This is a genomic window from Burkholderia sp. AU45251 (genome assembly GCF_030482905.1).
Classification (GTDB): domain Bacteria; phylum Pseudomonadota; class Gammaproteobacteria; order Burkholderiales; family Burkholderiaceae; genus Burkholderia; species Burkholderia aenigmatica.
The window spans coordinates 64,620-85,911 of record NZ_JAUJQH010000019.1; the positions used below are offsets into that span (position 1 = coordinate 64,620).

19 protein-coding genes and 1 pseudogene are annotated in these 21,292 nt (G+C 64.3%); 15 read left to right on the forward strand and 5 right to left on the reverse strand.

What is annotated here, in order from left to right; all coding sequences use genetic code 11:
• Positions 1-186 precede the first annotated feature (186 nt).
• Positions 187-1,797: pseudogene (locus tag QZM67_RS28755) on the reverse strand (collagen-like triple helix repeat-containing protein); the annotation flags it as partial.
• Positions 1,798-2,474: 677 nt separating this feature from the next.
• Between QZM67_RS28755 and QZM67_RS28760 the strand changes: the two are divergent.
• The 14 genes from QZM67_RS28760 (at position 2,475) to QZM67_RS28825 (ending at position 16,283) form a co-directional block, all read left to right on the forward strand.
• Positions 2,475-2,675: a Flp family type IVb pilin gene (locus tag QZM67_RS28760; RefSeq protein ID WP_175021888.1), complete on the forward strand. Its 201-nt coding sequence runs from the start codon at positions 2,475-2,477 to the stop codon at positions 2,673-2,675.
• 101 nt (positions 2,676-2,776) lie between these two features.
• Positions 2,777-3,274 carry a prepilin peptidase gene (locus QZM67_RS28765; RefSeq protein WP_175021887.1) on the forward strand — a complete coding sequence of 166 codons (498 nt, stop codon included), beginning with the start codon at positions 2,777-2,779 and terminating at the stop codon, positions 3,272-3,274.
• A complete protein-coding gene (locus QZM67_RS28770; RefSeq protein WP_175021978.1) occupies positions 3,274-3,777 on the forward strand; it encodes a TadE/TadG family type IV pilus assembly protein in 504 nt (167 codons plus the stop codon). Before QZM67_RS28765 ends, QZM67_RS28770 begins: the two co-directional genes overlap by 1 nt.
• 75 nt (positions 3,778-3,852) lie before the next feature.
• Positions 3,853-4,797, forward strand: a complete 945-nt coding sequence (gene cpaB, locus QZM67_RS28775; protein ID WP_301808577.1) for a Flp pilus assembly protein CpaB — start codon at positions 3,853-3,855, stop codon at positions 4,795-4,797.
• 64 nt (positions 4,798-4,861) lie between these two features.
• Positions 4,862-6,193: a type II and III secretion system protein family protein gene (locus QZM67_RS28780; protein WP_175021885.1), complete on the forward strand. Its 1,332-nt coding sequence runs from the start codon at positions 4,862-4,864 to the stop codon at positions 6,191-6,193.
• 60 nt (positions 6,194-6,253) lie between these two features.
• On the forward strand, positions 6,254-7,528 hold the full coding sequence (locus QZM67_RS28785; protein WP_175021884.1) for a fimbrial protein: 1,275 nt from the start codon (positions 6,254-6,256) through the stop codon (positions 7,526-7,528).
• A 3-nt stretch (positions 7,529-7,531) separates the two neighbouring features.
• Complete coding sequence (locus QZM67_RS28790) at positions 7,532-8,887, forward strand: CpaF family protein (RefSeq protein ID WP_175021883.1); 1,356 nt, start codon at positions 7,532-7,534, stop codon at positions 8,885-8,887.
• The gene (locus QZM67_RS28795; protein WP_175021882.1) at positions 8,880-9,872 is read left to right on the forward strand and encodes a type II secretion system F family protein; all 993 of its coding nucleotides are present in this window, start codon (positions 8,880-8,882) and stop codon (positions 9,870-9,872) included. Before QZM67_RS28790 ends, QZM67_RS28795 begins: the two co-directional genes overlap by 8 nt.
• A gap of 4 nt (positions 9,873-9,876) precedes the next feature.
• The gene (locus QZM67_RS28800; protein WP_301808586.1) at positions 9,877-10,869 is read left to right on the forward strand and encodes a type II secretion system F family protein; all 993 of its coding nucleotides are present in this window, start codon (positions 9,877-9,879) and stop codon (positions 10,867-10,869) included.
• 18 nt (positions 10,870-10,887) lie between these two features.
• The gene (locus QZM67_RS28805) at positions 10,888-11,730 is read left to right on the forward strand and encodes a pilus assembly protein (RefSeq protein ID WP_175021880.1); all 843 of its coding nucleotides are present in this window, start codon (positions 10,888-10,890) and stop codon (positions 11,728-11,730) included.
• A gap of 25 nt (positions 11,731-11,755) precedes the next feature.
• Positions 11,756-12,085 carry a DUF3613 domain-containing protein gene (locus tag QZM67_RS28810; RefSeq protein ID WP_175021879.1) on the forward strand — a complete coding sequence of 110 codons (330 nt, stop codon included), beginning with the start codon at positions 11,756-11,758 and terminating at the stop codon, positions 12,083-12,085.
• Positions 12,086-12,174: 89 nt separating this feature from the next.
• Complete coding sequence (locus tag QZM67_RS28815; protein WP_301808590.1) at positions 12,175-14,124, forward strand: TadG family pilus assembly protein; 1,950 nt, start codon at positions 12,175-12,177, stop codon at positions 14,122-14,124.
• 11 nt (positions 14,125-14,135) lie between these two features.
• The gene (locus QZM67_RS28820; protein WP_043182617.1) at positions 14,136-15,527 is read left to right on the forward strand and encodes a sigma 54-interacting transcriptional regulator; all 1,392 of its coding nucleotides are present in this window, start codon (positions 14,136-14,138) and stop codon (positions 15,525-15,527) included.
• Between the two features lie 54 nt (positions 15,528-15,581).
• Positions 15,582-16,283, forward strand: coding sequence for a DUF2968 domain-containing protein (locus QZM67_RS28825; protein WP_301808593.1), 702 nt, complete (start codon positions 15,582-15,584; stop codon positions 16,281-16,283).
• Between the two features lie 77 nt (positions 16,284-16,360).
• Here QZM67_RS28825 and hfq read toward each other — a convergent pair whose 3' ends face one another.
• On the reverse strand, positions 16,361-16,912 hold the full coding sequence (gene hfq / locus QZM67_RS28830) for an RNA chaperone Hfq (RefSeq protein WP_301808672.1): 552 nt from the start codon (positions 16,910-16,912) through the stop codon (positions 16,361-16,363).
• A gap of 295 nt (positions 16,913-17,207) precedes the next feature.
• Between hfq and QZM67_RS28835 the strand changes: the two genes are divergently transcribed.
• Positions 17,208-17,492 (forward strand): hypothetical protein, encoded by a 285-nt coding sequence (locus QZM67_RS28835; protein WP_175021877.1) that lies wholly within the window; start codon positions 17,208-17,210, stop codon positions 17,490-17,492.
• 27 nt (positions 17,493-17,519) lie between these two features.
• Here the strand turns inward: QZM67_RS28835 and QZM67_RS28840 are convergent, their stop codons facing one another.
• The 3 genes from QZM67_RS28840 to QZM67_RS28850 form a co-directional block, all read right to left on the reverse strand.
• A complete protein-coding gene (locus QZM67_RS28840) occupies positions 17,520-18,437 on the reverse strand; it encodes a DUF1571 domain-containing protein (protein WP_301808596.1) in 918 nt (305 codons plus the stop codon).
• 29 nt (positions 18,438-18,466) lie between these two features.
• Complete coding sequence (locus tag QZM67_RS28845) at positions 18,467-20,221, reverse strand: AMP-binding protein (protein WP_301808599.1); 1,755 nt, start codon at positions 20,219-20,221, stop codon at positions 18,467-18,469.
• Positions 20,222-20,378: 157 nt separating this feature from the next.
• Positions 20,379-21,200, reverse strand: a complete 822-nt coding sequence (locus QZM67_RS28850) for a TetR/AcrR family transcriptional regulator (protein WP_175844237.1) — start codon at positions 21,198-21,200, stop codon at positions 20,379-20,381.
• Positions 21,201-21,292: the final 92 nt, after the last annotated feature.

Here is a 21,292-nt window from a genome sequence, read left to right on the forward strand (position 1 = left end):
CAATGCGGGCGCACCAACCGTGCTGGTCACCGTGGACACTGCGTTCGTCACCGGGGCGAGCGGGCTGCTGCCGCCCGTCGCGCCGCCGAGTGCACCCGTCACCGTGCCGAGGAGACCCGTGACCGGCGCGAGCGGGCCGCCGCTCGTGCCGCCCGTTGCGCCGCCGAGCGCGCCGGTAACCGTGGAGACGAGGCCGGTGACCGGTGCGAGCGGGCTGCCGCTGCCACCCGTTGCGCCGCCGAGCGCGCCCGTGACCGTGGAGACGAGGCCGGTGACCGGTGCGAGCGGGCTGCCGCTGCCACCCGTTGCGCCGCCGAGTGCGCCCGTTACCGTGGAGACAAGGCCGGTGACCGGTGCGAGCGGGCCGCCGCTGCCACCCGTTGCACCGCCGAGTGCGCCCGTGACCGTGGAGACAAGGCCGGTGACCGGTGCGAGCGGGCTGCCGCTGCCACCCGTTGCGCCGCCGAGTGCGCCGGTAACCGTGGAGACGAGGCCTGTGACCGGTGCGAGCGGACCGCCGCCCGAGCCGCCCGTTGCACCACCGAGTGCGCCGGTAACCGTCGAGACAAGGCCCGTGACCGGGGCAAGCGGACCGCTGCTGCCGCCTGCTGCGCCACCGAGTGCGCCCGTGACCGTGGAGACGAGGCCGGTGACCGGTGCGAGCGGACCGCTGCCGCCACCCGTTGCGCCGCCCAGTGCGCCGGTGACCGTGGAGACGAGGCCGGTGAGCGGAGCGAGCGGGTTGGTCACGCCGCCGGTGCCGCCCGTGAGCAGGCCGCCGACGGCCTTCACCGTGTTGCCCGTCGACGAGACCGTGTTGCCAAGGCCCGTCGTGACGGGGTTGCCGCCGGTCGACGCGAGCAGGGCGCCGGCCTGGTTCAGGCCGTTGCCGACCGTGCCGAGCAGCGTGTTGACGGGCGCGCCGAGGCCGGTCGCCGTGCCGACCGTCTGGGTCGTCTGACCGACCATCGTCGTGATCGGCGTGATGGCCGAACTGACCGCCTGCGTGACCTGCTGGATCGGGCCGGTCGACAGTGCGTTGGTGAGGGTGGTGCCACCGTTCGATACGGCGCCGCCGAGCGTCGATACGAGTCCGCCGACGGCGCCCGTGACCGGCGCGAGCGGCGTCAGCGGGCCGCTGCCGAGGCTCGAGACCAGGTTGCCCGTCTGCGTGACCGCGCCGCCGAGTTGGTTGACCACGCCGCCCGTGCTGGCGAGCGTGGTGCCGAGCGGATCCTTCGTCGCGCCGAGCTGGCCGAGACCGTTGCCAAGGCCGTTGCCGAGTGCGGTCACGGCGCCGCCGACGTTCTGCACGATGCCGCCAGCGGCCTGCGTGGTGGCCGGGTTGACGCCCGGCAGCGACTGGCTGGCGATGACGGAGCCGAGACCCGAGACGGTTCCGCCGACACCCGTGACGATGTTGCTGCTACTTGCGAGGACAGTTCCCACTGGGTTCGACGACACACCCGAGGTGCCGGAGGTACCGCTCGTACCCGACGTACCGCTGGTGCCGGAGGTGCCACTCGTGCCCGAGGTTCCGCTGGTGCCGGAGGTACCGCTCGTGCCCGAACTTCCGCTGGTGCCGGAGGTGCCACTCGTGCCCGAGGTACCGCTGGTGCCGGACGTACCGCCACCCGACGTGGAGATCGAATCGCCGGCGCCCGAGCTCGAGCCGCCGCCGAGCCCCTGGCTGATGGAGCCGGAGCCGCCGCACGCGGAGAGGGAAAGCATGGCTGCAACGGTGGCCGCGATCAGAGTCGTCCGGAACACGCCATGAGGGATAACCTTAATGTCCATTTTGTCCTCGCATTAAAAATGTGTTGTGAACTGCGTTGTGTTGAGTGGTGCGCGGACTACTCTGCAACAGTCGTGCCATTTCGATGCCCGACGGTTCGACAACAGGTTTTAAACGGGGCAATTCCTTGTTGGAAAAGGAAGTTATGGAAATTGAAAGATTGTTGAATCTGTTTAAGTACAGATAAATGAGAACGGTTTCGACCGTTTCGTAACGTAACGTCACAACATTGGCGTTACGCGTGGGGCGTAACGTGGTGGCCGCGCAGGCTTGGTGGACGAGGCAATTGTTTTACTGGTGGATTAGGTGTGCACATCTAACCTATCGTAAATCCTATGTGTAAGTCATACCGAAACGCCGTACAAATACGCAGTGCTGCTGGTCATTTTTTCGATCCGAGTCGTTAAAAGAGGTTGGAAGTTAAATAGGATCGGATATAGAATCCGGAGCAGATGTAAGCAAATGTACGGTTCGGTACACAACGTTCGAGGAGGGGCACTATCGCGAATGTTAACTTGCATCAAATGTTGAGCCATGCCCCTCGGGGCAATCTATAAAGAAAGCGCACCTGGTTGTCGTTACAGCAAATGTGGCGAACAGCGTGGGGCAAGCGGCCAGATATGCGGGGACGTATACGTATAAAAGGCCAAAAAACGTAAATACAGGCACGAGGAATAAAATGAAAGCACTCATCAAGCGCTTCCTTAAGGAAGAAGACGGGGTTACCGCAATCGAGTATGGTCTGATCGCGGGTCTGATTGCAGTTGCCATCATTGCTGGCGCCTCATCGGTGGGGACTAGCCTCAGCAGCACCTTCACGAAAATCGGAACCTGTGTCTCGTCGCCGAGCGCCGCGTGCTGGACGACGCCTGCTACCTGACAAGTAAAAACTGCCGGTTCCGAAAACACCTTGCGGCTTTGCGGCGGGCGAATTATTGACGTAATTCGCCCGCTGTCCTGGTCGCGGCAGGTCGCGACGTGATGGCTCATCTTTTCTTCATCGGGGCATTCCTGTGCTGGGCGGCATTCGTCGCGTCTAGCGATATCCGCTTTCGGCGTATTCGAAGCTCGCTGGTCGTCGCGGGGTTGGTCGGCGCTTTGGTGGCTGCGACCATCGATCGAAATCCGTTCGGAATCTCGTTGTCCCAATCATTGGTCGGTGCGGCTGTGGGGCTGGTTTGTTTTTTCCCCTTGTTCGCATTGCGTGTAATGGGTGCGGCCGACGTCAAGGTATTCGCCGTACTGGGTGCATGGTGTGGTGCGCCAGCGCTGTTGTGGCTCTGGATTGTCGCGAGCCTCGCCGCAGGCGTGCACGCGCTCTGGATGATGCTTCTGTCGCGTACGCCAGTCTCCGCACTGTACAAGCGCGCGACGCCCACGATGACGCTCGGTGCCCGTCGAGCGACGCCATACGCGGCGCTTCTGGTGATGCCTGCGGCTGCATGGCTACTGCATCTTGTGTATGTGAGGGGGATGTGATGGCTCGGGGGACGCAAGCACGCCAGCCGTCCGCATGGCGGCGGCAACGGGGGGTGGCGGCGGTCGAGTTCGCTGTCGTGTTTCCTTTGTTCTTTCTTATCTTTTACGCGATCGTCACGTTCGGGATGGTTTTCATCATCCAGCAAAGTTTGACATTCGCGGCATCCGAAGGCGCACGCGCCGCGTTGAACTACACGTCTGTGCCGTGTGACCGGCTGCAGGTCAATGCGCGGAATGCGGTGACGCAAGCGTTGGCCGGCGCGCCCTGGTCGAGTAACGTCAGTTTCGCCGCGCAGGTTTCCACGTCGGCGCCGGCACCGACATCGACGCCCGGCGTGACCTGCGGCACGGCATTCGTATCGACGTCCACGTCCGCATTCAACGTGATGGTGACGACGACCTATTCATACGCGGCGAATCCGCTGATTCCGTGGATATTCCTGTTCAATGCGCCGCAGTTGCAGAGTAGCGCGACCGTGCAGGTTCAGCCCAGCATGCTTTGAATCGCACACCTATTGAATGTAGTCACCCGACCGTTGACACGCTCCAGAACCTGATTCCGGCATTCCCATACCAACATGGCCAACAATCTGACAAAAATCATCGCGGGGTTGCTGATTGCGATCGCTGTTCTGCTTGGAATCTACGCATGGATGCTCGGGCGCAGTACGTCGCGCCCCGTCCCTGTACAACCGACCGTCGCTGCGAACCCGGTACCCGTGGTCATTGCGACGCGCACGCTGCCGGTCGGTCAGCCGATTGCCGCCGATGCACTGAAGGTTCAACCGACTGCTCCTGCGCCGGCCGGCGCGTTTGCCGATCCGGCCACGCTGGTGGGTCGCGTCCCCGCGAGGGACATCCCGGCGTCGATGCCGGTCGTGTCGGACGCACTGGTGTCCGGGCTCGCCGAGGACGTTCAGCCGGGCGAACGCGCGATTGCGGTTCGCGTCGACGAGACCAATGCGGTCGGCAACCGTCTGCGGCCCGGCAACTTCGTCGACGTATTCGTGAACCTGAAGCGTGAAGGGGGCGGCGGAATGTTCGATGGCGAAGTGTCGCAGACGCAGGCGCGGCTGCTGATGTCGAAGGTTCGCGTGCTGTCGTTCGGCGATGCGACACCGGAGCGCGACAGCGGCAGCAACACGAACGGCAATAACGGCCAGCCGAGCAACACGCGCATCGCGGTACTCGCGATACCGACCGCGCAGGTCGATGCACTGACGCTCGGCGAGGCGAGCGGCCGGCTGACGCTCGCGCTGCGCAACCCGCGCGACGACGAGCTTGCGACGCAGACGGTGGCGGTGCGCACAGACAACAAGCTGTCGCCGTCGGCGCTCGCCGCCGCCGGCGTATCGCTGCAACAACTGTCCGGCACGTCGAGGACCGCAGTGGCCAACGCGAATGTGCCGCCGCTGCCGTCGCGCCTGCCGCCTGCGGTGCGGCCAGGCGGCAGCGGTAGCAGCGGTGGCAGCGGCAGCATCGAGGTAATCCGGGGCGGCCGGTCGGAAACGGTTGCGTATTGAACAACATCGATGGCCATCGATATCAGCGACGACAAGTAACGGCCGTGCGACGGTCCAATAAACAATGAAAAACTCACTGATTGCATTCGCGATTGCTCTCTGGGCCCTGACATTCGCCTCCTTTGCAAGCGCGAGCAGCACGATCGAGCTCGCGGTTGGCGCGCAGCGGCAGATTTCCGCCGGCCGCGCGCTGCAGCGGGTCGCCGTCGGCGATCCGGCGATCGCCGATGTGCTCATCATGAAGGGCAGTCGTGCCGGTTCGGTGCTGCTGATCGCGAAAGCGCCGGGGGCGACGAACGTGATGTTGTGGGAGCGCGGTCACGACGAACCGACGGTCTGGAGCGTCGAAGTCGTCGACGCGGCTGCGCAAGCGGTACTCGACGGCTCGACGCCGCAGGTGAAAGCGTACGGCGGGACGTCGGTGCTGCGGGGAACGTCGGCATCGCTCGATGCGCACGAGCGGGCCGCGGTGGTTGCCAAAAACATGAGCCCCAAGGGCACGGTGATCGATCGCTCGACGCTGGTCGGCAAGAACGTGGTGCAGGTCGACGTGCGGGTGGTGGAATTCAGCCGCTCGGTGCTCAAGCAAGTCGGCTTCAACTTCTTCAAGCAGAGCAACGGATTTTCGTTCGGCTCGTTCTCGCCGGGCGGTGTGCAATCGTACAGCGGCGGATCGGGGCCGGGCACGGGCGGGTACATTCCCACGCTCGGCGCACCGGTTGCCTCCGCGTTCAATCTGGTTGTGAACGCCGCGGGACGTGGCATCTTCGCTGACCTGTCGCTGCTCGAAGCAAACAACATGGCGCGCGTGCTCGCGGAGCCGACGCTCGTCGCGCTGTCCGGCCAGAGCGCCAGCTTCCTCGCAGGCGGCGAGATTCCGGTGCCGTCGCCGCAGGGGCTCGGCTCGACTGCGATCCAGTGGAAGCAATACGGCGTCGGGCTGTCGCTGACGCCGACGGTGCTGAGCCCGAGCCGGATCGCGCTGAAGGTCGCACCGGAATCGAGCCAGCTCGACTTCGTGAACAGCGTGACGATCAGCGGCGTTGCCGTGCCGGGCATCACAACGCGCCGTGCCGATACGACGGTCGAACTTGGTGACGGCGAGAGCTTCGTGATCGGCGGCCTGATCGACCGCCAGACGATGTCGAACGTGAACAAGGTGCCGCTGCTCGGTGACCTGCCGATTATCGGCACGTTCTTCAAGAACCTGAACTACCAGCAGAACGACAAGGAATTGCTGATCATCGTGACCCCGCATCTCGTCGCACCGATTGCGAAGGGGGCGGTACTGCCGGCGACGCCCGGCGAGTTGTCCGAGCAGCGTGATGGGCCGGTGTGGCGATCCTATCTGGGCGGCGCGGCGTCGCCGGATGCAGCACCGGGGTTTTCGAGATGAATGTGAAGCATTGCGCGTTGCGGCACATCGCTACGCCTTGCGTAATCGGGGGTGTTCGACATGAATGCACGAACTCAATCATTGTGTGAACCCGCCGTGACCGACTACTTCGTTTGCGCATCGACAAAGGAAGCGCATGTGCGCTGGCTGGCCGATACGCTGGTGTCGGCCGGGGCGGTCGAGGCCGCATCGCTGGAGCCGGGTGCGCTTGCGCAGCGCATCACGGGGCTCAATCCGGCCCTGGTGTTCATCGATTTCTCCGAACGCAGCGATGCGGCGAGCGTCGCCGCTGCCACGGTACGCGCAGCGCATCCGGGGTTGCCGATCGTTGCGCTCGGCTCGCTCGCCCAGCCGGAAAGCACGCTCGCTGCACTGCGTGCGGGCGTGCGCGACTTCATCGACGTGTCGGCCTCGGCCGAGGATGCACTGCGGACGACGCGTGGTCTGCTGACTCACGTCAGCGAGCCGACGAGCCGCCACGGCAAGGTCGTTGCGCTGCTCGGGGCGCGTGCCGGCATGGGCGTCAGCACGTTTGCCGCGAATCTCGCGGTCTGGCTGCAGAAGCGGGCGCTCGGTCCAGGGGCGACAGGCAGCCCGGACGGCGGCGTGCCGGCCGGTCGCCAAACCGCGCTGATCGATCTGGGGTTGCCAGCCGGTGACGGTGCGCTGTTCCTGAATACGCGCTGCGAATTCCATTTCATCGACGCCGTGCAGAACCTGCGCCGCATCGATCGCACGTTCGTCAACACCGCACTCACGCGGCACCAGAGCGGCGTCGCACTGACGACACTGCCGCCGGACCTGGGCGCGTTGCGCGACGTGTCTTATGCGTCATGCATCGGTTTGCTGAACCGTTTTCGCGCGTTCTTCGACCAGCAGGTCGTCGACCTCGGCGGGTTCTCGAATCGCGAGTTCGTCATGCAGATCGCCGCATCGGCAGACGAGTCGTGGCTTGTGTGCGATCAGGGTGTCGCATCGATCGTGTCGGCGGCCGACTTGCTCACCGGGCTGCGCGATGCGGGCGTCGATACCGACCGCGTCAAGCTCGTGGTCAATCAGTACGATCCCGCGCTGGACCTGATGCCGGGGCAGATCGCCGAGCGTCTCGGCTTGTCGCTGGTCGGCACCTTGCCCGCGCGTCGCGTCGCGATCGGCCATGCCGCGAACCAGGGACGGCTCATCGTCGATGCGGCGGAGCGCGATCCGTATGTACGCGCACTCGAATCCCTCGCCGCGCGGCTGCCCGGCGTATCGGGCATGGCGGGCGCGTCGCGCACCGCGCCGGGCCTGTCCGCGCTCAAGCGTTTCATTAAACCCTCGTCCAAGCGGTCATAACCGATGGCACACGACATTCAATTTGCCGACGGCGCAGCGCCGTTCTCCCAGACGCAGCAATTCCACGACATCAAGAATGCCGCGCACGAGCATCTGCTGACGCGTATCGAGGAACTGGGCGCCGAGTTCGGCCGATGGTCCCGCGAGGCGATCAATCAGTTCGTCGATCTCGAGATTGACAGCTTCGTGCGCCTGCGTCGCATTCCGCTCAACGAGAACGAGGTGCGCACGATCGCCGAAGCGCTGACGAAGGAACTCGCGGGCTTCGGGCCGATCGAGGATCTGCTCGCGGATCCGGCGGTCGAGGACATCCTGATCAACGGCTATAACGACGTGTACGTGTCGCGCCACGGGATTCTCGCGAAGCTGCCGGTGCGCTTCACCGACAACGCGCACTTGCTACGCATCGTGCGCCGGATTCTTGCGCCGATCGGGCGTCGTCTCGACGAGTCGAACCCGATGGTCGACGCGCGACTGCCGGATGGCGGACGCGTGAACGTCGTGATCGAGCCGCTGTCGATCGACGGCCCGATTGTGTCGATCCGGAAATTCCGCAAGGATCCGCTCAAACCCTCGGACCTTCTCGGCAACGGCACATACAACGAAGAGATCGGCGCGTTGCTCGAGGCGGCGGTCGAGGCGCGTTGCAACGTGCTCGTGTCGGGTGGCACGAGTTCGGGGAAGACGTCGCTGCTTAACGCGCTTGCATTCCACATTCCGGAGGCCGAACGTGTCGTGACGATCGAGGATACGGCCGAACTGTCGCTGAATCACCCGCACGTCGTGCGTCTCGAGAGCCGTCCGGGCGGTTTCGACGGAACCGGCGTCGTGTCGATTCGCGACCTGCTGCGCAATACGCTGCGAATGCGCCCGGACCGGATCATCGTCGGCGAAGTGCGCGGCGGCGAAGTGCTGGAAATGCTGCAGGCGATGAACACGGGCCACGACGGCTCGATGGGCACGGTGCACGCGAGCTCGCCGCGCGAGTGTCTGTATCGTCTCGAGATGCTCGCCGGTTTCGCGGGCTTCCAGGGGACCGAATCGAGCCTGCGTCGCCAGATCGCGAACGCGATCGACTTCATCGTGCAGATCGGGCGACTGTCGAATGGACGCCGCCGGATTCTGTCGATCACCGAGGTGACCGGGTTGTCCGACAACATCATCGCGACGCAGGAGCTGTATCGCTACGAAGCGCGCGTGACGCCGGAGGGCGAGGAGGTCGATAACTGGGAGTCGCTGGGTATCCATCCGCATTCGCCGAAGCTCGCACGTTTCCGCCAGACGTTGATGAACAGCGGATTGGGTGGCGCCGGGTTCGGCGGCGGCGGTTTCGGTCGCGGCGGGGGCTTCAATGTATAGCGCGATGGTCTGGATGCTCGCGGTCGCAATGGTGTGCGTGGCATCGGCGCTGATGCTGTGGCGACATGCGGAAACTCGGCGCGTGCGCACCGATGCAAAGCGCTTCATCGACAGCCGGCTTGAACCCGGTGCACGCGCGACGTCGCCGTCCGCAAGACCGGCGTCATCCGCTGCGTCGCGGACTGTGGCGTCATCCGGTGGCGTGCGCAACGCGACATCTCGTGCTTTCTGGGCGCACTGGTACGCGGTCGCGACTGAGTATCTGACCAACCTCGTGAACCGCGCCGGGATCGAAGGCGCGCGCGGCAAGGCGATCGTCGCGCTGGCCGTGCTCGTCGCGATTGCGTCCATCGCGGGCAGCCGCGGTGGCGCGCTCGCGTGCTTCGCCGCGCTGGTCTGCGGGGCTGCGATTTTTGGCATCTGGATCGCTTCGCGCATCCAGCGGCGGCGCCTGAAGATCGTCCGGCAGATCCCGTCATTTCTCGACGGGATCGTGCGACTGGTGACGCTTGGCAACAGCGTGCCAGCCGCATTTCAGGCAGCGCTGCTGACGACGGAGGAACCGCTGCGCGGGTGCCTCGATCACGTGTCGCGAATGTTGCGGACGGGTGTCGAGATCGACCGCGCGATGCTCCATATTGCGAAGATCTATCGGGCGCAGGAATTCGAACTGCTCGGGTCGGTGCTGCGCTTGTCGGTCAAGTATGGCGGTCGCGCGGACGTGATGCTCGAACGCATGGCCGTGTTCATGCGTGACCTCGAGCAGGCGGAGCGCGAGCTGACGGCGATGTCGGCCGAGACGCGGCTATCGGCGTTCGTGCTTGTGATGTTGCCGATCGCGATCGGCAGTTTTGTCGTGATGACCAATCCGAAGTATCTGGAAGGGATGTGGATCGACCCGGGCGGAAGAACGCTCCTCATCTTCGCGTTCCTGATGCAGGTTGCGGGAACCGTGTGGTTGTATCGAATGGCTCGACTCAGGTGATGCGATGACGGCAACTCAGATCGGATCGGTTGCTCTGGCGCTTGGCGCGCTAGGTGTGCTGTTGTTTGGACTGATTGCGTTGATGCGTGCGAGCGCGGCGTCGCGTGCTGAACGCGCGCTGGCCGATGCGCTCGACCAGCGCATGGCAACACGCGACGCGGCCAAGGCACGGCCCACGGCGGAGGACGCGACCGACGCGAAACCGGTCTCTCCCGGCCGTCAGCGCATCGAGCGCATGCTTGCGCGACTGTCCGCGGCGGGGATGCGCTGGCTCGATACCGGGTTCGGCAAGCACATTGTCGCGGAAGAGGATCGCCGCATTCTCGAGCAATGCGGCTACGTCGATACGCGCACGCGCGGACTGTTCCTGAGCGCGCGGATCGCTTGCGGGATCGGGTTGCCGCTTCTGTTTGCGATATTCGCCAGCGGACGAATGAAGGGCGCGTACTGGATGATCGGGATGTTTGCCGCATTCGGGCTCGGTTTCATGCTGCCGAAGCTTTACGTGCAACGCCGTGCCGCCGCTCGTCGCCAAAGCGTCGTCGATGAACTGCCGTTGTTCGTCGACATGCTGCGCCTGTTGCAGGGTGTCGGGCTGTCGCTGGATCAAAGCCTGCAGGTCGTGACCAACGATTTCCGCGGGATGATGCCGGTGCTGTCGTCGGAGGTCGGCATCGCACAGCGTCAGTTCGCAGCAGGCCGCACGCGCGATCAGTCGATGCAGCGGTTGTCGGGCGGGTTCGAAAACGAGGACTTGCGTGCGATTGCCCGGTTGATGGTGCAGGTCGACAAGCACGGCGGCGCGGTGCAGGAGCCGCTCAAGCAGTTCGGCGACCGGCTGCGGGAGACGCGCCGCGCGATGCTTCGCGAGCGGATCGGCCGACTGACCGTGAAGATGACGGGTGTCATGGTCCTGACGCTGTTACCCGCACTGCTGATCGTGACGGCAGGGCCCGGGTTGCTGGCCGTGATGCATGCGCTGTCGGCGCATCAATGATGGGTGGAAGGGACGACGATGAAGCGGATCATCAGGATGACGAGGCACGCAAGTATGGTGGCGGCGGTGCTGCTGCTGGGTGCTTGCGCGTCCAAGGAAAGCGGTTACGGCATCGGTGCGCAGACCGAACGCGCGGCGCTGATTCATGCGGCTGACCAGAAACAGACGGTGCCGGATACGCCCGCGATGTATCTCGGTCTGATCCAGCGGATGCAGGCACAGGGTCTCTATTACGCGTCGCTTGCGCATATCGATGCGTACGACAAGGCGTACGGCGTGTCGCCGGACACGATCCTGCTGCGCGCAGACGCACTGCGCATGACCGACCAGCCTGCTGCCGGTGCGGCCGCCTATACGCAGTTGCTGAAGACGCCGCTCGCCGCTCGCGGTTACCGCGGGCTCGGGTTGATCGCCGGTGCGGCCGGCGATTTCGGTCACGCGGTACAGGCCCTGACGCAGGCGACCGAACTCGAGCCGACCGACGCGTCGCTGCTGTCCGATCTCGCCTACGCGAAATTGCGTAGCGGCGATGTGGTCGGCGCTCGGGTGCCGCTGATGAAGGCGGCGGAGCTGGATCAACGCAATCCGAAAATCGTCAGCAACCTCGCGCTGTATTTGCTCGCGGCAGGGCGCACACAGGACGCGCAGCGGCTGATGAACCAGCAGCATCTGTCGGCGGATATTCGCAAGGACATCGTCGGCGATGCCGCAAAAATTACGGCGGCTGCACATGCACAGCAGCGTGCGGTCGCAACGCCACCGGTGGTGTCGCGGCGCACCGCGACCGCGCCGATCACGCCGATGGCAAACAATTTTGGCTATGACCAGACCGTGCCATTGCTGCAACGGTTTGCACAATGAACAGAACAGACAGGCGGGGAACGACATGAATAACAACCATCAGCGGGCTATGCGTGCGGGGCGGATCGCGGTACTGGGCGCGATCATTTGCATGGCAATGGGCACCGCAGTCGTACATGCGCAACAAGGTACGGCGCCAGCCGCATCCGACGTCGACCGTTCGACCAGGGCATGGCTTTCGATGCAGCGAGACAACCGTGCGGCGGCACCGGTGCAGCCGATGCTCGGCGATGTTGCGTCGCTCGTTTATCAGCGTTATCTCGATTCGTTCAAGAACAAGATTCCGCAGTCGATGATGAGCACACTGGGCAGTTCGTCCGGCGGCATGTCGGGTAGCGGGCAGAGTGCGCAGTAAGCGAGATGACGATGCGGGCAGATCAAGCATATGGGTCTCGGCGGCGCGGCGCTCGCTCGCCGGGCAAACGACGTCAACGCGGCTCCATCATGGTCATGGCCGCGATCTGGGTCATGGTCGCGATCGTTGTGCTCGGGGTGATCGACATCGCGAATCTGTATTTGCAGAAGCGGGATCTGCAGCGGATCGCGGACATGGCCGCATTGGCGGCCGTGCAGCCGATGTCGAACGATCCGATCAGTTGCCTGAACGACGCACAAAACAATGTGACGACGAGTGCCACCATCAACGACAAGGGTTATGCATTTACGTTGATAGGTGCCACGGCGACGGGAAATCCTACCGCGGGAAACGACCAGATTGCCGTCAGCTGCGGAAGTTGGGATTCGTCGAGCGCTTACGTGACGCCGGCGTCGACTGCGGCGAATGCGGCGCAGGTAACGGTGTACCGGCAGGTGAACTACTTCTTCCTGGGGCTGCTGATCCAATTGAGCGGGCGACAGACCTCTGTCTCCGCGACGGCTACTGCACGTGCGTCGGCAATCGACACGTTCAGCGTGGGTTCGACGCTTGCGAGCCTGAATACCTCCTCGTCCGCGATACTCGATCCGCTACTCACCGGATTGCTGGGGGCCTCGGCCAACGTCAACGTCGGCCTGGCCAACTACCAGGCGTTGGCCGGAGCAAACGTTACGCTGGGTCAGTTGGCGACGGTGGCGACCCAACTCGGCACGGCGGGCATGTCGAGCCCCGCCAGCATCGGGAAGTTGCTCGGTCTTAATCTGACCGTCTCGGATATCCTGAACCTCACCGCCACGGCGGTGGGCAGCAATACCACGGTGGGCACGGTGCTCTCTGCGCTAAGCAACAGCGTTGGCGCCAATGTCAATGTCAACAAGATTTCTTTGGGGAGTCTCCTTCAATACTCGGGCAGCAATGCGGAGGCGGCGGCGAACGCGAGCATCAATGTGCTTCAGTTGTTGCTCACGACGGCGGAGATCGGTGCATACAACAGCGGGCTGACACTGTCGGTCAATTCAACAAGCTGCCCCGGTAGTGCGTTCTGTCCGCTCATTTCAGCGGTGTCGTCGCTGGTTCGAGTCAATAGCTTGCAATTGCAGGTGCTGGCGCCGCCGTCGATCGGAATAGGCGAAGCCGGACAAGTGAACGGCATATGGCGCACGCAGGCGTCGCAAGCGGAGATCGGGCTCCTCGTCGACGTGCAGGTGCTGGCGGATCCGCCACCGGTGGGAATTCCCTACGTATTGACGTTTCAGCTGACAGGGCCACATTTGCCCCTCTACATCATCCTGGGCGGGCCGGGTCGGGCCTGGCTGGCCAGTACGAGTTGCCAGTCGACCCCGGCATCGAGCACCGCGACGTTCGGCGCGCTGCCGGGCGTGGCGATGATTTGCGCCGGACAGACTACCGGGGGTAAGTTGAACCTCAATTCCCCGAGCTGTGCGACCAGCAGCGGTACGCTTTCTGTGGCGAAACTGTCGGGGTCAGGGGTGGTGAATTTCTCGCTTCTGCAACTCAGTCTGTCGCTGTCGAACCCCGTAGCGTACGTTGGGAGCAGCACCAGCACGCCGATCTACAGCGGGCCGCCATTGCCTTCGACTCCAGGTGCGCTGAGCACCAGCCTGCCGTTGTCGGGGACGGGAATCGTGTATCCGAACAATTCGCAATACTCGTTCTGCAATACCAAGCCGAGTAACGGCGCATGCACGTCGTCCGCATGGTCTCCGGGACCCAATTGGACCACGTCGTCGACAGCAACCAACACACTCAACGTGCAACTGACCAATCTGTTGAGCGGAACGCCGCTCCAGCTCAGCGTGGCAGGACTGGATCTATCGATCCTGACCTTGATACTTCAGCCGCTCACGGATCAGCTCATTCCTCTGCTGCTCGGGCTCGTCAACCCGTTGCTCAACCTGTTGGTCACACCGTTGCTGACGGCATTAGGATTGCAAATCGGCCAGGTGACCGTGATACAACATGGCCTGACTTGCAATGCCCCGCAAATCGTTCATTGAAAGCATCAACAATGAGAAACACCTCCGCAATCGAAGAGCTCGACCTGTACGTCTGGGAAGGCAAAGCGGACATTGTCGACCGCGTTGCCCGCTGCATGGCGAGCTTCGACGTCGAAGTGATCCGCGCCGACAATGCGGAAATCTCGCCGGAGCGCGCCGCCTTGCGGCCGTCGCTGGCGATCATCAGCGTGACGATGATCGAAACCGGCGCGGCGTTCCTGCGCGACTGGCAGGCCAACATCGGCATGCCGGTCGTCTGGGTCGGCGCGGCGCGCGACCACGACGCGTCGCAGTATCCGCCCGAGTATTCGCATATCCTGCCGCTCGACTTCACCTGCGCCGAACTGCGCGGCATGATCGGCAAGCTCGTCACGCAGCTGCGTGCGCATACGGCTGAAACGTCGCATCCGACCGAACTCGTCGCGCACTCGGAATCGATGCAGGCACTGCTGCATGAAGTCGATACGTTTGCCGACTGCGACACCAACGTGCTGTTGCACGGCGAAACCGGCGTCGGCAAGGAGCGCATCGCGCAACTGCTGCACGAAAAGCATTCGCGTTACCGGCACGGCGAATTCGTACCGGTGAACTGCGGCGCGATTCCCGACGGCCTGTTCGAATCGCTGTTCTTCGGTCATGCGAAAGGATCGTTCACGGGCGCGGTTGTTGCGCATAAAGGCTATTTCGAGCAGGCGGGGGGCGGCACGCTGTTCCTCGACGAAGTCGGCGATCTGCCGCTGTACCAGCAGGTCAAGCTGCTGCGCGTGCTCGAGGACGGCGCGGTGCTGCGCGTCGGTGCGGCGACGTCGGTCAAGGTCGATTTCCGCCTGGTCGCGGCGAGCAACAAGAAGCTGCCGCAGCTCGTGAAGGATGGCCTGTTCCGTGCCGATCTCTACTACCGGCTCGCGGTGATCGAGCTGAGCATTCCGTCGCTGGAAGAGCGCGGCGCGGTCGACAAGATCGCGCTGTTCAAGTCGTTCGTCGCGCAGATCGTCGGCGAGGATCGGCTCGCTCAGTTGTCCGATCTGCCGTACTGGCTGACGGATTCGGTCGCCGACAGCTATTTCCCCGGCAACGTGCGTGAACTGCGCAACCTCGCCGAGCGTGTCGGCGTGACGGTGCGGCAGACGGGCGGGTGGGATGCCGCGCGGTTGCAGCGGCTGATTGCGCACGCTCGCAATTCGGCGCAGCCGGTACCGGCGGAGAGCGCGGCCGAGGTCTTCGTCGACCGCAGCAAGTGGGACATGAACGAGCGCAGTCGCGTCATTGCGGCGCTCGACGCAAACGGTTGGCGGCGTCAGGACACGGCGCAGCAGCTCGGCATCAGCCGCAAGGTATTGTGGGAAAAAATGCGTAAATATCAGATCTTCGACGAGGAACCCGAGACCCGCGAAAGTGAGTAATTAATGAGATAAAATCGCGCTGAATTATAACGACTCGGGCGGGAATAGAACTTCATGAGCCATAAGACGGGGTTGGGAAGGGCGTGCGTATTGCTCGCCCTGGTGGGGGGCATGCAGGGCGCATACGCGCAAAGTCTGGCAGACAGCGGTTCGCCGGCAGTACAGCAGGCGTCGGCGCCGGTTGCGGCAATTCCGGTGATCGATTCGCAGACATCGGTGCAGCCGCAGGCGGGCGAGTCGACGGGGCCGAGCACGGTCGACGACCTGCAGCGCCAGATCCAGTCGCACACGCTGACGGAAATGCGCACGAGCTATAACGGCAGCTACGGCGCGAGCCTGCTGTTCAACGTCAAGGACGGTGCGTACTTCGTTGCACTGTTCCAGCAGAAGGCGTTCTGGCGCGTGATCAAGACTTACGACGAAACGCGTGCGGAAGCGATCTATCGCGATTTCTCGCATCAGGCGGAGCGGCTGGCCGTGAACGAACTGCGGGCAGCGAAGCTGGAATCGCAGAAAGCGCAAATGGACAAGCAGATCGAAGTCACGCAGGATCGCGCGCGGCGCCTGCAGGCCGATATCTCGATCGCCCGCCAGCAGCAGGCGGCGGTCGCGGATCGCCAGAAGAGCGTACGCAACGAGACGGCCGCATTGCAGGCGCAGCAGGCCGAGCTGCAGTCACAACTGCGTACGTTGCAGCAGCAGGTGCGTTCGTTGCAGCGCGAGGCCGATGCGGGCCTGCCGACGACGGCACACTGAACCCGATGGCGGTGCGGCGACATGCCGCGCCGGCCGCACAAGTAAAAAGGGCAAGCCGGTTGGCTTGCCCTTTTGTTTTACTGGCCGTCCGGCACGATTCGCCGGCGGCGTGTCACGATCACCGGCCCGTTGCCGCCGCGCGAATCCGACGGCGATGCGCTGCCGGATGCGTCGCCGGCGTCGCGTGGCGCGCCGTAGCTTTCGCGCGGTTCACGGGGTTCGCGCGGGGCGCCGTAGCCTTCGCGCGGTTCGCGCGAGCCATAGCCTTCACGCGGTTCGCGGGAGCCGTAACCGCCGTCGCCGCGCGATTCGCGCGAGCCGCCGTGCGAGCCGTACGGGCTGTGACCGCCGCCTTCACGGCCACCCGGGCGCCCGCCGGTGCGCGGCCCGCGGGGGCCGCTGCCACCCGGGCGCGAGCCGCCCGTGTCGAGCTGGATCGTGGAAATCGCGCGCTTGTAGATGCCTTGCAGACCCACGGGGGTGCGCAGCATCACCAGGTACTGGTCGAACGACTCGATACATCCCGTCAGACGAATGCCGTTGACGAGATAGATTTCAACGCGCTTACGTTCCTTGCGCGCCGAATTGATGAAGTCGTTTTGCGGATGGGATTCTGCGGGATTGGCCATTGAGGTGCGGCAGGAGCCTGCGTCAGAGAATATGTTGTGCGTGTGTGTGGCGTGTTCGTCCACAAGGTGTTTGGCGGGATTCTACCCTGTTCAATCGGGGAGCGCGCAGTCGTGATTGTGTCGAACCGTAACCCACTATAGACGTTCCAGCGCATTTTCGCGATTCGACCGAACGGCTAATGTCATTTCGTTACGCCGCGTTACGACTCTCGCAGTGCCGTATCACCTTGGTTCGCGCGCCGCACGTACATTGGTCGGGCGAGCCGGGCGGGCCGGCATATCAGGGATTCAGAACATGAACAAGAGACGATGGGCAGGGTGGGTCGGGGCCGTCGCGTTGCTGGCTTCCGGCAGTGCGATGGCGGGGCATGTCGACCTGTCGGTCGGCATCGGCGTACCGGTCGCGCCGGTCTATGTCGAACCGGCGCCGGTCTATGTGGCGCCGCAGCCGGCCGTGGTCGCCTATCCAGGCTACGGATACGGTTACTACGGCGATGACGACGACGATCGCTATCGCAAGTGGCGCAAGCACTATTACAAGCGATGGCACCGGCACCACGGCGACGACGATGACGATTGAGCCCGAGGCCGGCCCCGCCGGCGCGCATCAGAACGCGTAGTCGGGGTTTTTCGGGTCGAATGCGGTGTCGTCGAGTGTCGCCGGTGTGATTTTCTCGATGACGATCCGCTCGAAGATCTTGCCGTCGTTGTCATAGGACTCGACGGTCCGGAAATAGGGCGCGTGCAGGTCGAGCCCGAGGACTTCCTTCTTCGCGTAGAACTGCGGCCGGCCGGTCGGCGTTTCGTAGGTGAGCGCGACCACGCGCACGCCGCCGATCGTTCTGGCTTCCACATCGGTCGGCCGCTGCACGCCGGCTTCCACGTATTTCTTCCCTTCGGTCAGGTACAGGTTCGTGATGAACTCGGTGCCGAGATCCGTCACCTGGTGATTCGACTGGGCGCGCGCGAGTGCGCCGTCGAGTGCCGTCCACAGCGGAATCTTGCCGAGCAGGCCGCCGAGGTGACCGTACATCTCGTCCTTGCGCTGCGTCGCGTCGTAGATGGTCTCCTGGCCGGCGTGCGCACCGCCCGGCAGCCATTTCGCATAGACGCGCAGCGGCTCGCGGGTGGTCTTCACGAGCATGTGGTCGGGCGTATCGGACCATTTTCCGCTGATGCGCTCCTGGCGCACCATCGTGAACTGGTATGACGGATAGCCGTTGGGACCGTTCCGGATATAAAGCGGTACGGCGAGCGGATCGAGTGCCTTGAACAGCGCCGTGAGCGTCGCGTCATCGAATTGCGCGAGCGTGCCGCGCTGTGCGGCCGTGCGCAGCCAGCGCGCCTGCTGCGCGACCGGCTCGCGCGTGACTTTCGCGAGATCCGCCGGCAGTGCGGCACCCGCTGCCGCGCCCGCGGCGGCGGCCGTTTCCTGTGCATGCAGGCCCGCCTGTCCGAGCGACAACAGGCAGGCGACTGCCACGGCGGCGGCATGCCGCGCGTGGCGCTTCTTTCCTTCGTTCATCGACGGCGTCTCCCGGGGCGATGGATCGTTCAGCCTTGCTTCGCGGCCTTGATTTTGGCGAGTTCCTCGTCGCGCAGCGCGCGGCGCAGGATCTTGCCGACGTTGGTCTGCGGCAGCGCGTCGCGGAACTCGACGAATTTCGGCATCTTGTAGCCGGTCAGGTTCTTGCGGCAGTGTGCGAGCACGTCGTCGACCGTCAGCGACGGGTCGCGGCGCACGACGAATACCTTGATCCGTTCGCCTTGTACCTCGTCAGGAATGCCGATCGCCGCGGCTTCGCTGATGCCCGGATGCATCACCAGCACTTCCTCGATCTCGTTCGGATACACGTTGAAGCCCGACACGAGGATCATGTCCTTCTTGCGGTCGATCAGGCGGATGAAGCCGCGCTCGTCCATCACGCCGATGTCGCCGGTGCCGAGCCAGCCGTCGGCGTCGATCACCTTGGCCGTCTCGTCGGGGCGTTGCCAGTAGCCGCGCATCACCTGCGGACCGTGCACGCACAGCTCGCCCGGTTCGCCGATGGGCGCCCAGGTGCCGTCCTCGCGGCGAAAGCGCACGATGGTGGACGGCGCGGGCAGGCCGATCGACCCGCTGAACGCGGCCATGTCGTTCAGGTCCACGGGGTTCATCGTGACGATCGGCGAGCATTCGGTCAGGCCATAGCCTTCGACGACCGGCCGGCCCGTCACTTGCTGGAAGCGCTCCGCGACCGCGCGCTGCATCGCCATCCCGCCCGCCATCGCGAGCTTCAGCTTCGAGAAGTCGCGCCTGCGGAATTCCTCGTTGTCGAGGAACGCGTTGTACAGCGTGTTGATGCCGGTGATGCCGGTGAACGTCTCGTTGCGGATGATCTTCATCACCATCGTCATGTCGCGCGGGTTCGCGATCAGGATGTTGCGCCCGCCGAGCCCCATGAAGATGAATGCGTTCACCGTCAGCGAATAGATGTGATACAGCGGCAGCGGCGTGAGCACGGTTTCGACGTCGCCCGATACCTGGTCGGCGATCCAGGCCTTCGCTTGCAGCAGGTTCGCGATCAGGTTGCCGTGCGTGAGCATCGCGCCTTTCGCGACGCCCGTCGTGCCGCCCGTGTATTGCAGGAACGCGAGGTCGTCGCGCGTGATCTTCACGGGTTGCGGTTTGCCGCGTGCACCGAGCGCGAGGGCGGAGCGCAACCGGATGGCCTGCGGCAGGTGGTAGGCCGGCACGAGCTTCTTCACGTGCTTCAGCACGAAATTGATCAGGCGTCCTTTCGCATTGAAGCCGTCGGCGAGCAGGTCGCCGAGCGCGGTGACGATGATGTTCTTCACCTGCGTTTCCGGCAGCGCGTCCTGCAGCGTGCGCGCGAAGTTCTCGAACACGACGATCGTTTGCGCGCCGCTGTCCTTCAGCTGGTGCGCGAGTTCGCGCACGGTGTAGAGCGGATTGACGTTGACGACGATCGCGCCGGCCTTCAGCGTGCCGAACAGCGCGACCGGGTACTGGAACGTGTTCGGCAGCATGATCGCGACGCGGTCGCCGGGCTTGACGCCGAGGCTTTGCAGATACGATGCGAACGCGTCGACTTTCTGCGCGAGCGTGCGGTAGGTCATCGATGCGCCTGCGCTCACATAGGCGACGCGCTCGGCGAAGCGGCTCGTGCATTCGTCGAAGAATTGCACGAGCGATGCATATTGCGTGACGTCGATCTCGTGCGGGACGCCGGGCGGGTATGACGCGTACCAGATGCCGTCGGAGTTCGGCGGAACCTGGGCCGCTGCGGGTGCTGCGGAAGATGACATGACATGTCTCCGGTCTTTGCTCTCGGCGACGGCGGGTGCTTCAGCACCCGCCCGTGCCCCGTGCCGCACGGTCGATCGACGGGGGCGTCTCGACGCCCCGCGTGACCGCGCGTTTCAATCAAATCGTGAACAGGAAGCCGCGCGTGGCCTCGCGCGCTCAGTTCGTGGAATGCAGCGTCGCCGTATCGGCGGTGGTCGCGCCCGACTGCGGCAGCCCGAACGCTTCGCTCGCGCCTGCGTCGTCGAGCACGGCCGCGAAGATCGACAGTTGCGCGCTGTCGGGCATCGGCGCTTTCAGCGCGGCGACGATCAGCGACGACAGTCGCGCGATCATCTGCACGTCGTTCATCGTGCGGCCTTGCGAGAACTCGTCGATCAGGCTTTCCGTTTCGGCGCCGGCGAGCGCGCCGGACAGCGCGCCGATCGCGAAGTGCAGGCGCCAGCCGAGCTCCGTGCGCGGCAGGTGCGGCAATGCCCGCTGGAACGCGTCGAAGAAGCGGCCCGCGACGCTCGCGTAGTGCGCGGTCAGGAAGTTGCGCACGAACGGCGACGGATCGGTGTACGCACGGCCGATCAGGCGCAGGAACCCGGGCCCGCCGCGCTCGGGATTGCGCGATGCCTTCAGCGCGGGAATGAACATCGCGCCGAGCACGTGCTCGCAGGTGATGTGCGTGCCGAGTTGCGCATCGAAGCGGTCGAGGATGCCGAGGCGTTCCTGGTTGAGCTGGTCGAGCCGGCGCGACAGCATCGCGTGAATCAGCGCTTCCTTGCTGCCGAAGTGGTAGTTGACCGCGGCCAGGTTGACCGCCGCGCGCGAGGTGATCTGGCGCATCGACATCGCCTCGAAGCCATGCTCGATGAACAGATCCTCGGCCGCATCGAGGATGCGCGCCTTCGTCCCGCCGGTCTGCCGAGTGCCGGATGACCGTGCCCCGGACGGCCGTCCCACGGATGGCCGTCCTTCCTGACTTACTGCCATGTCCCGCCTCCCATGCCGGTCGCCCGGCCGCGAACTGGTGATTTGTTTGTCTGATTCAAACAGTCGTTTTTATTAAGATAAAAAAGGGCAGG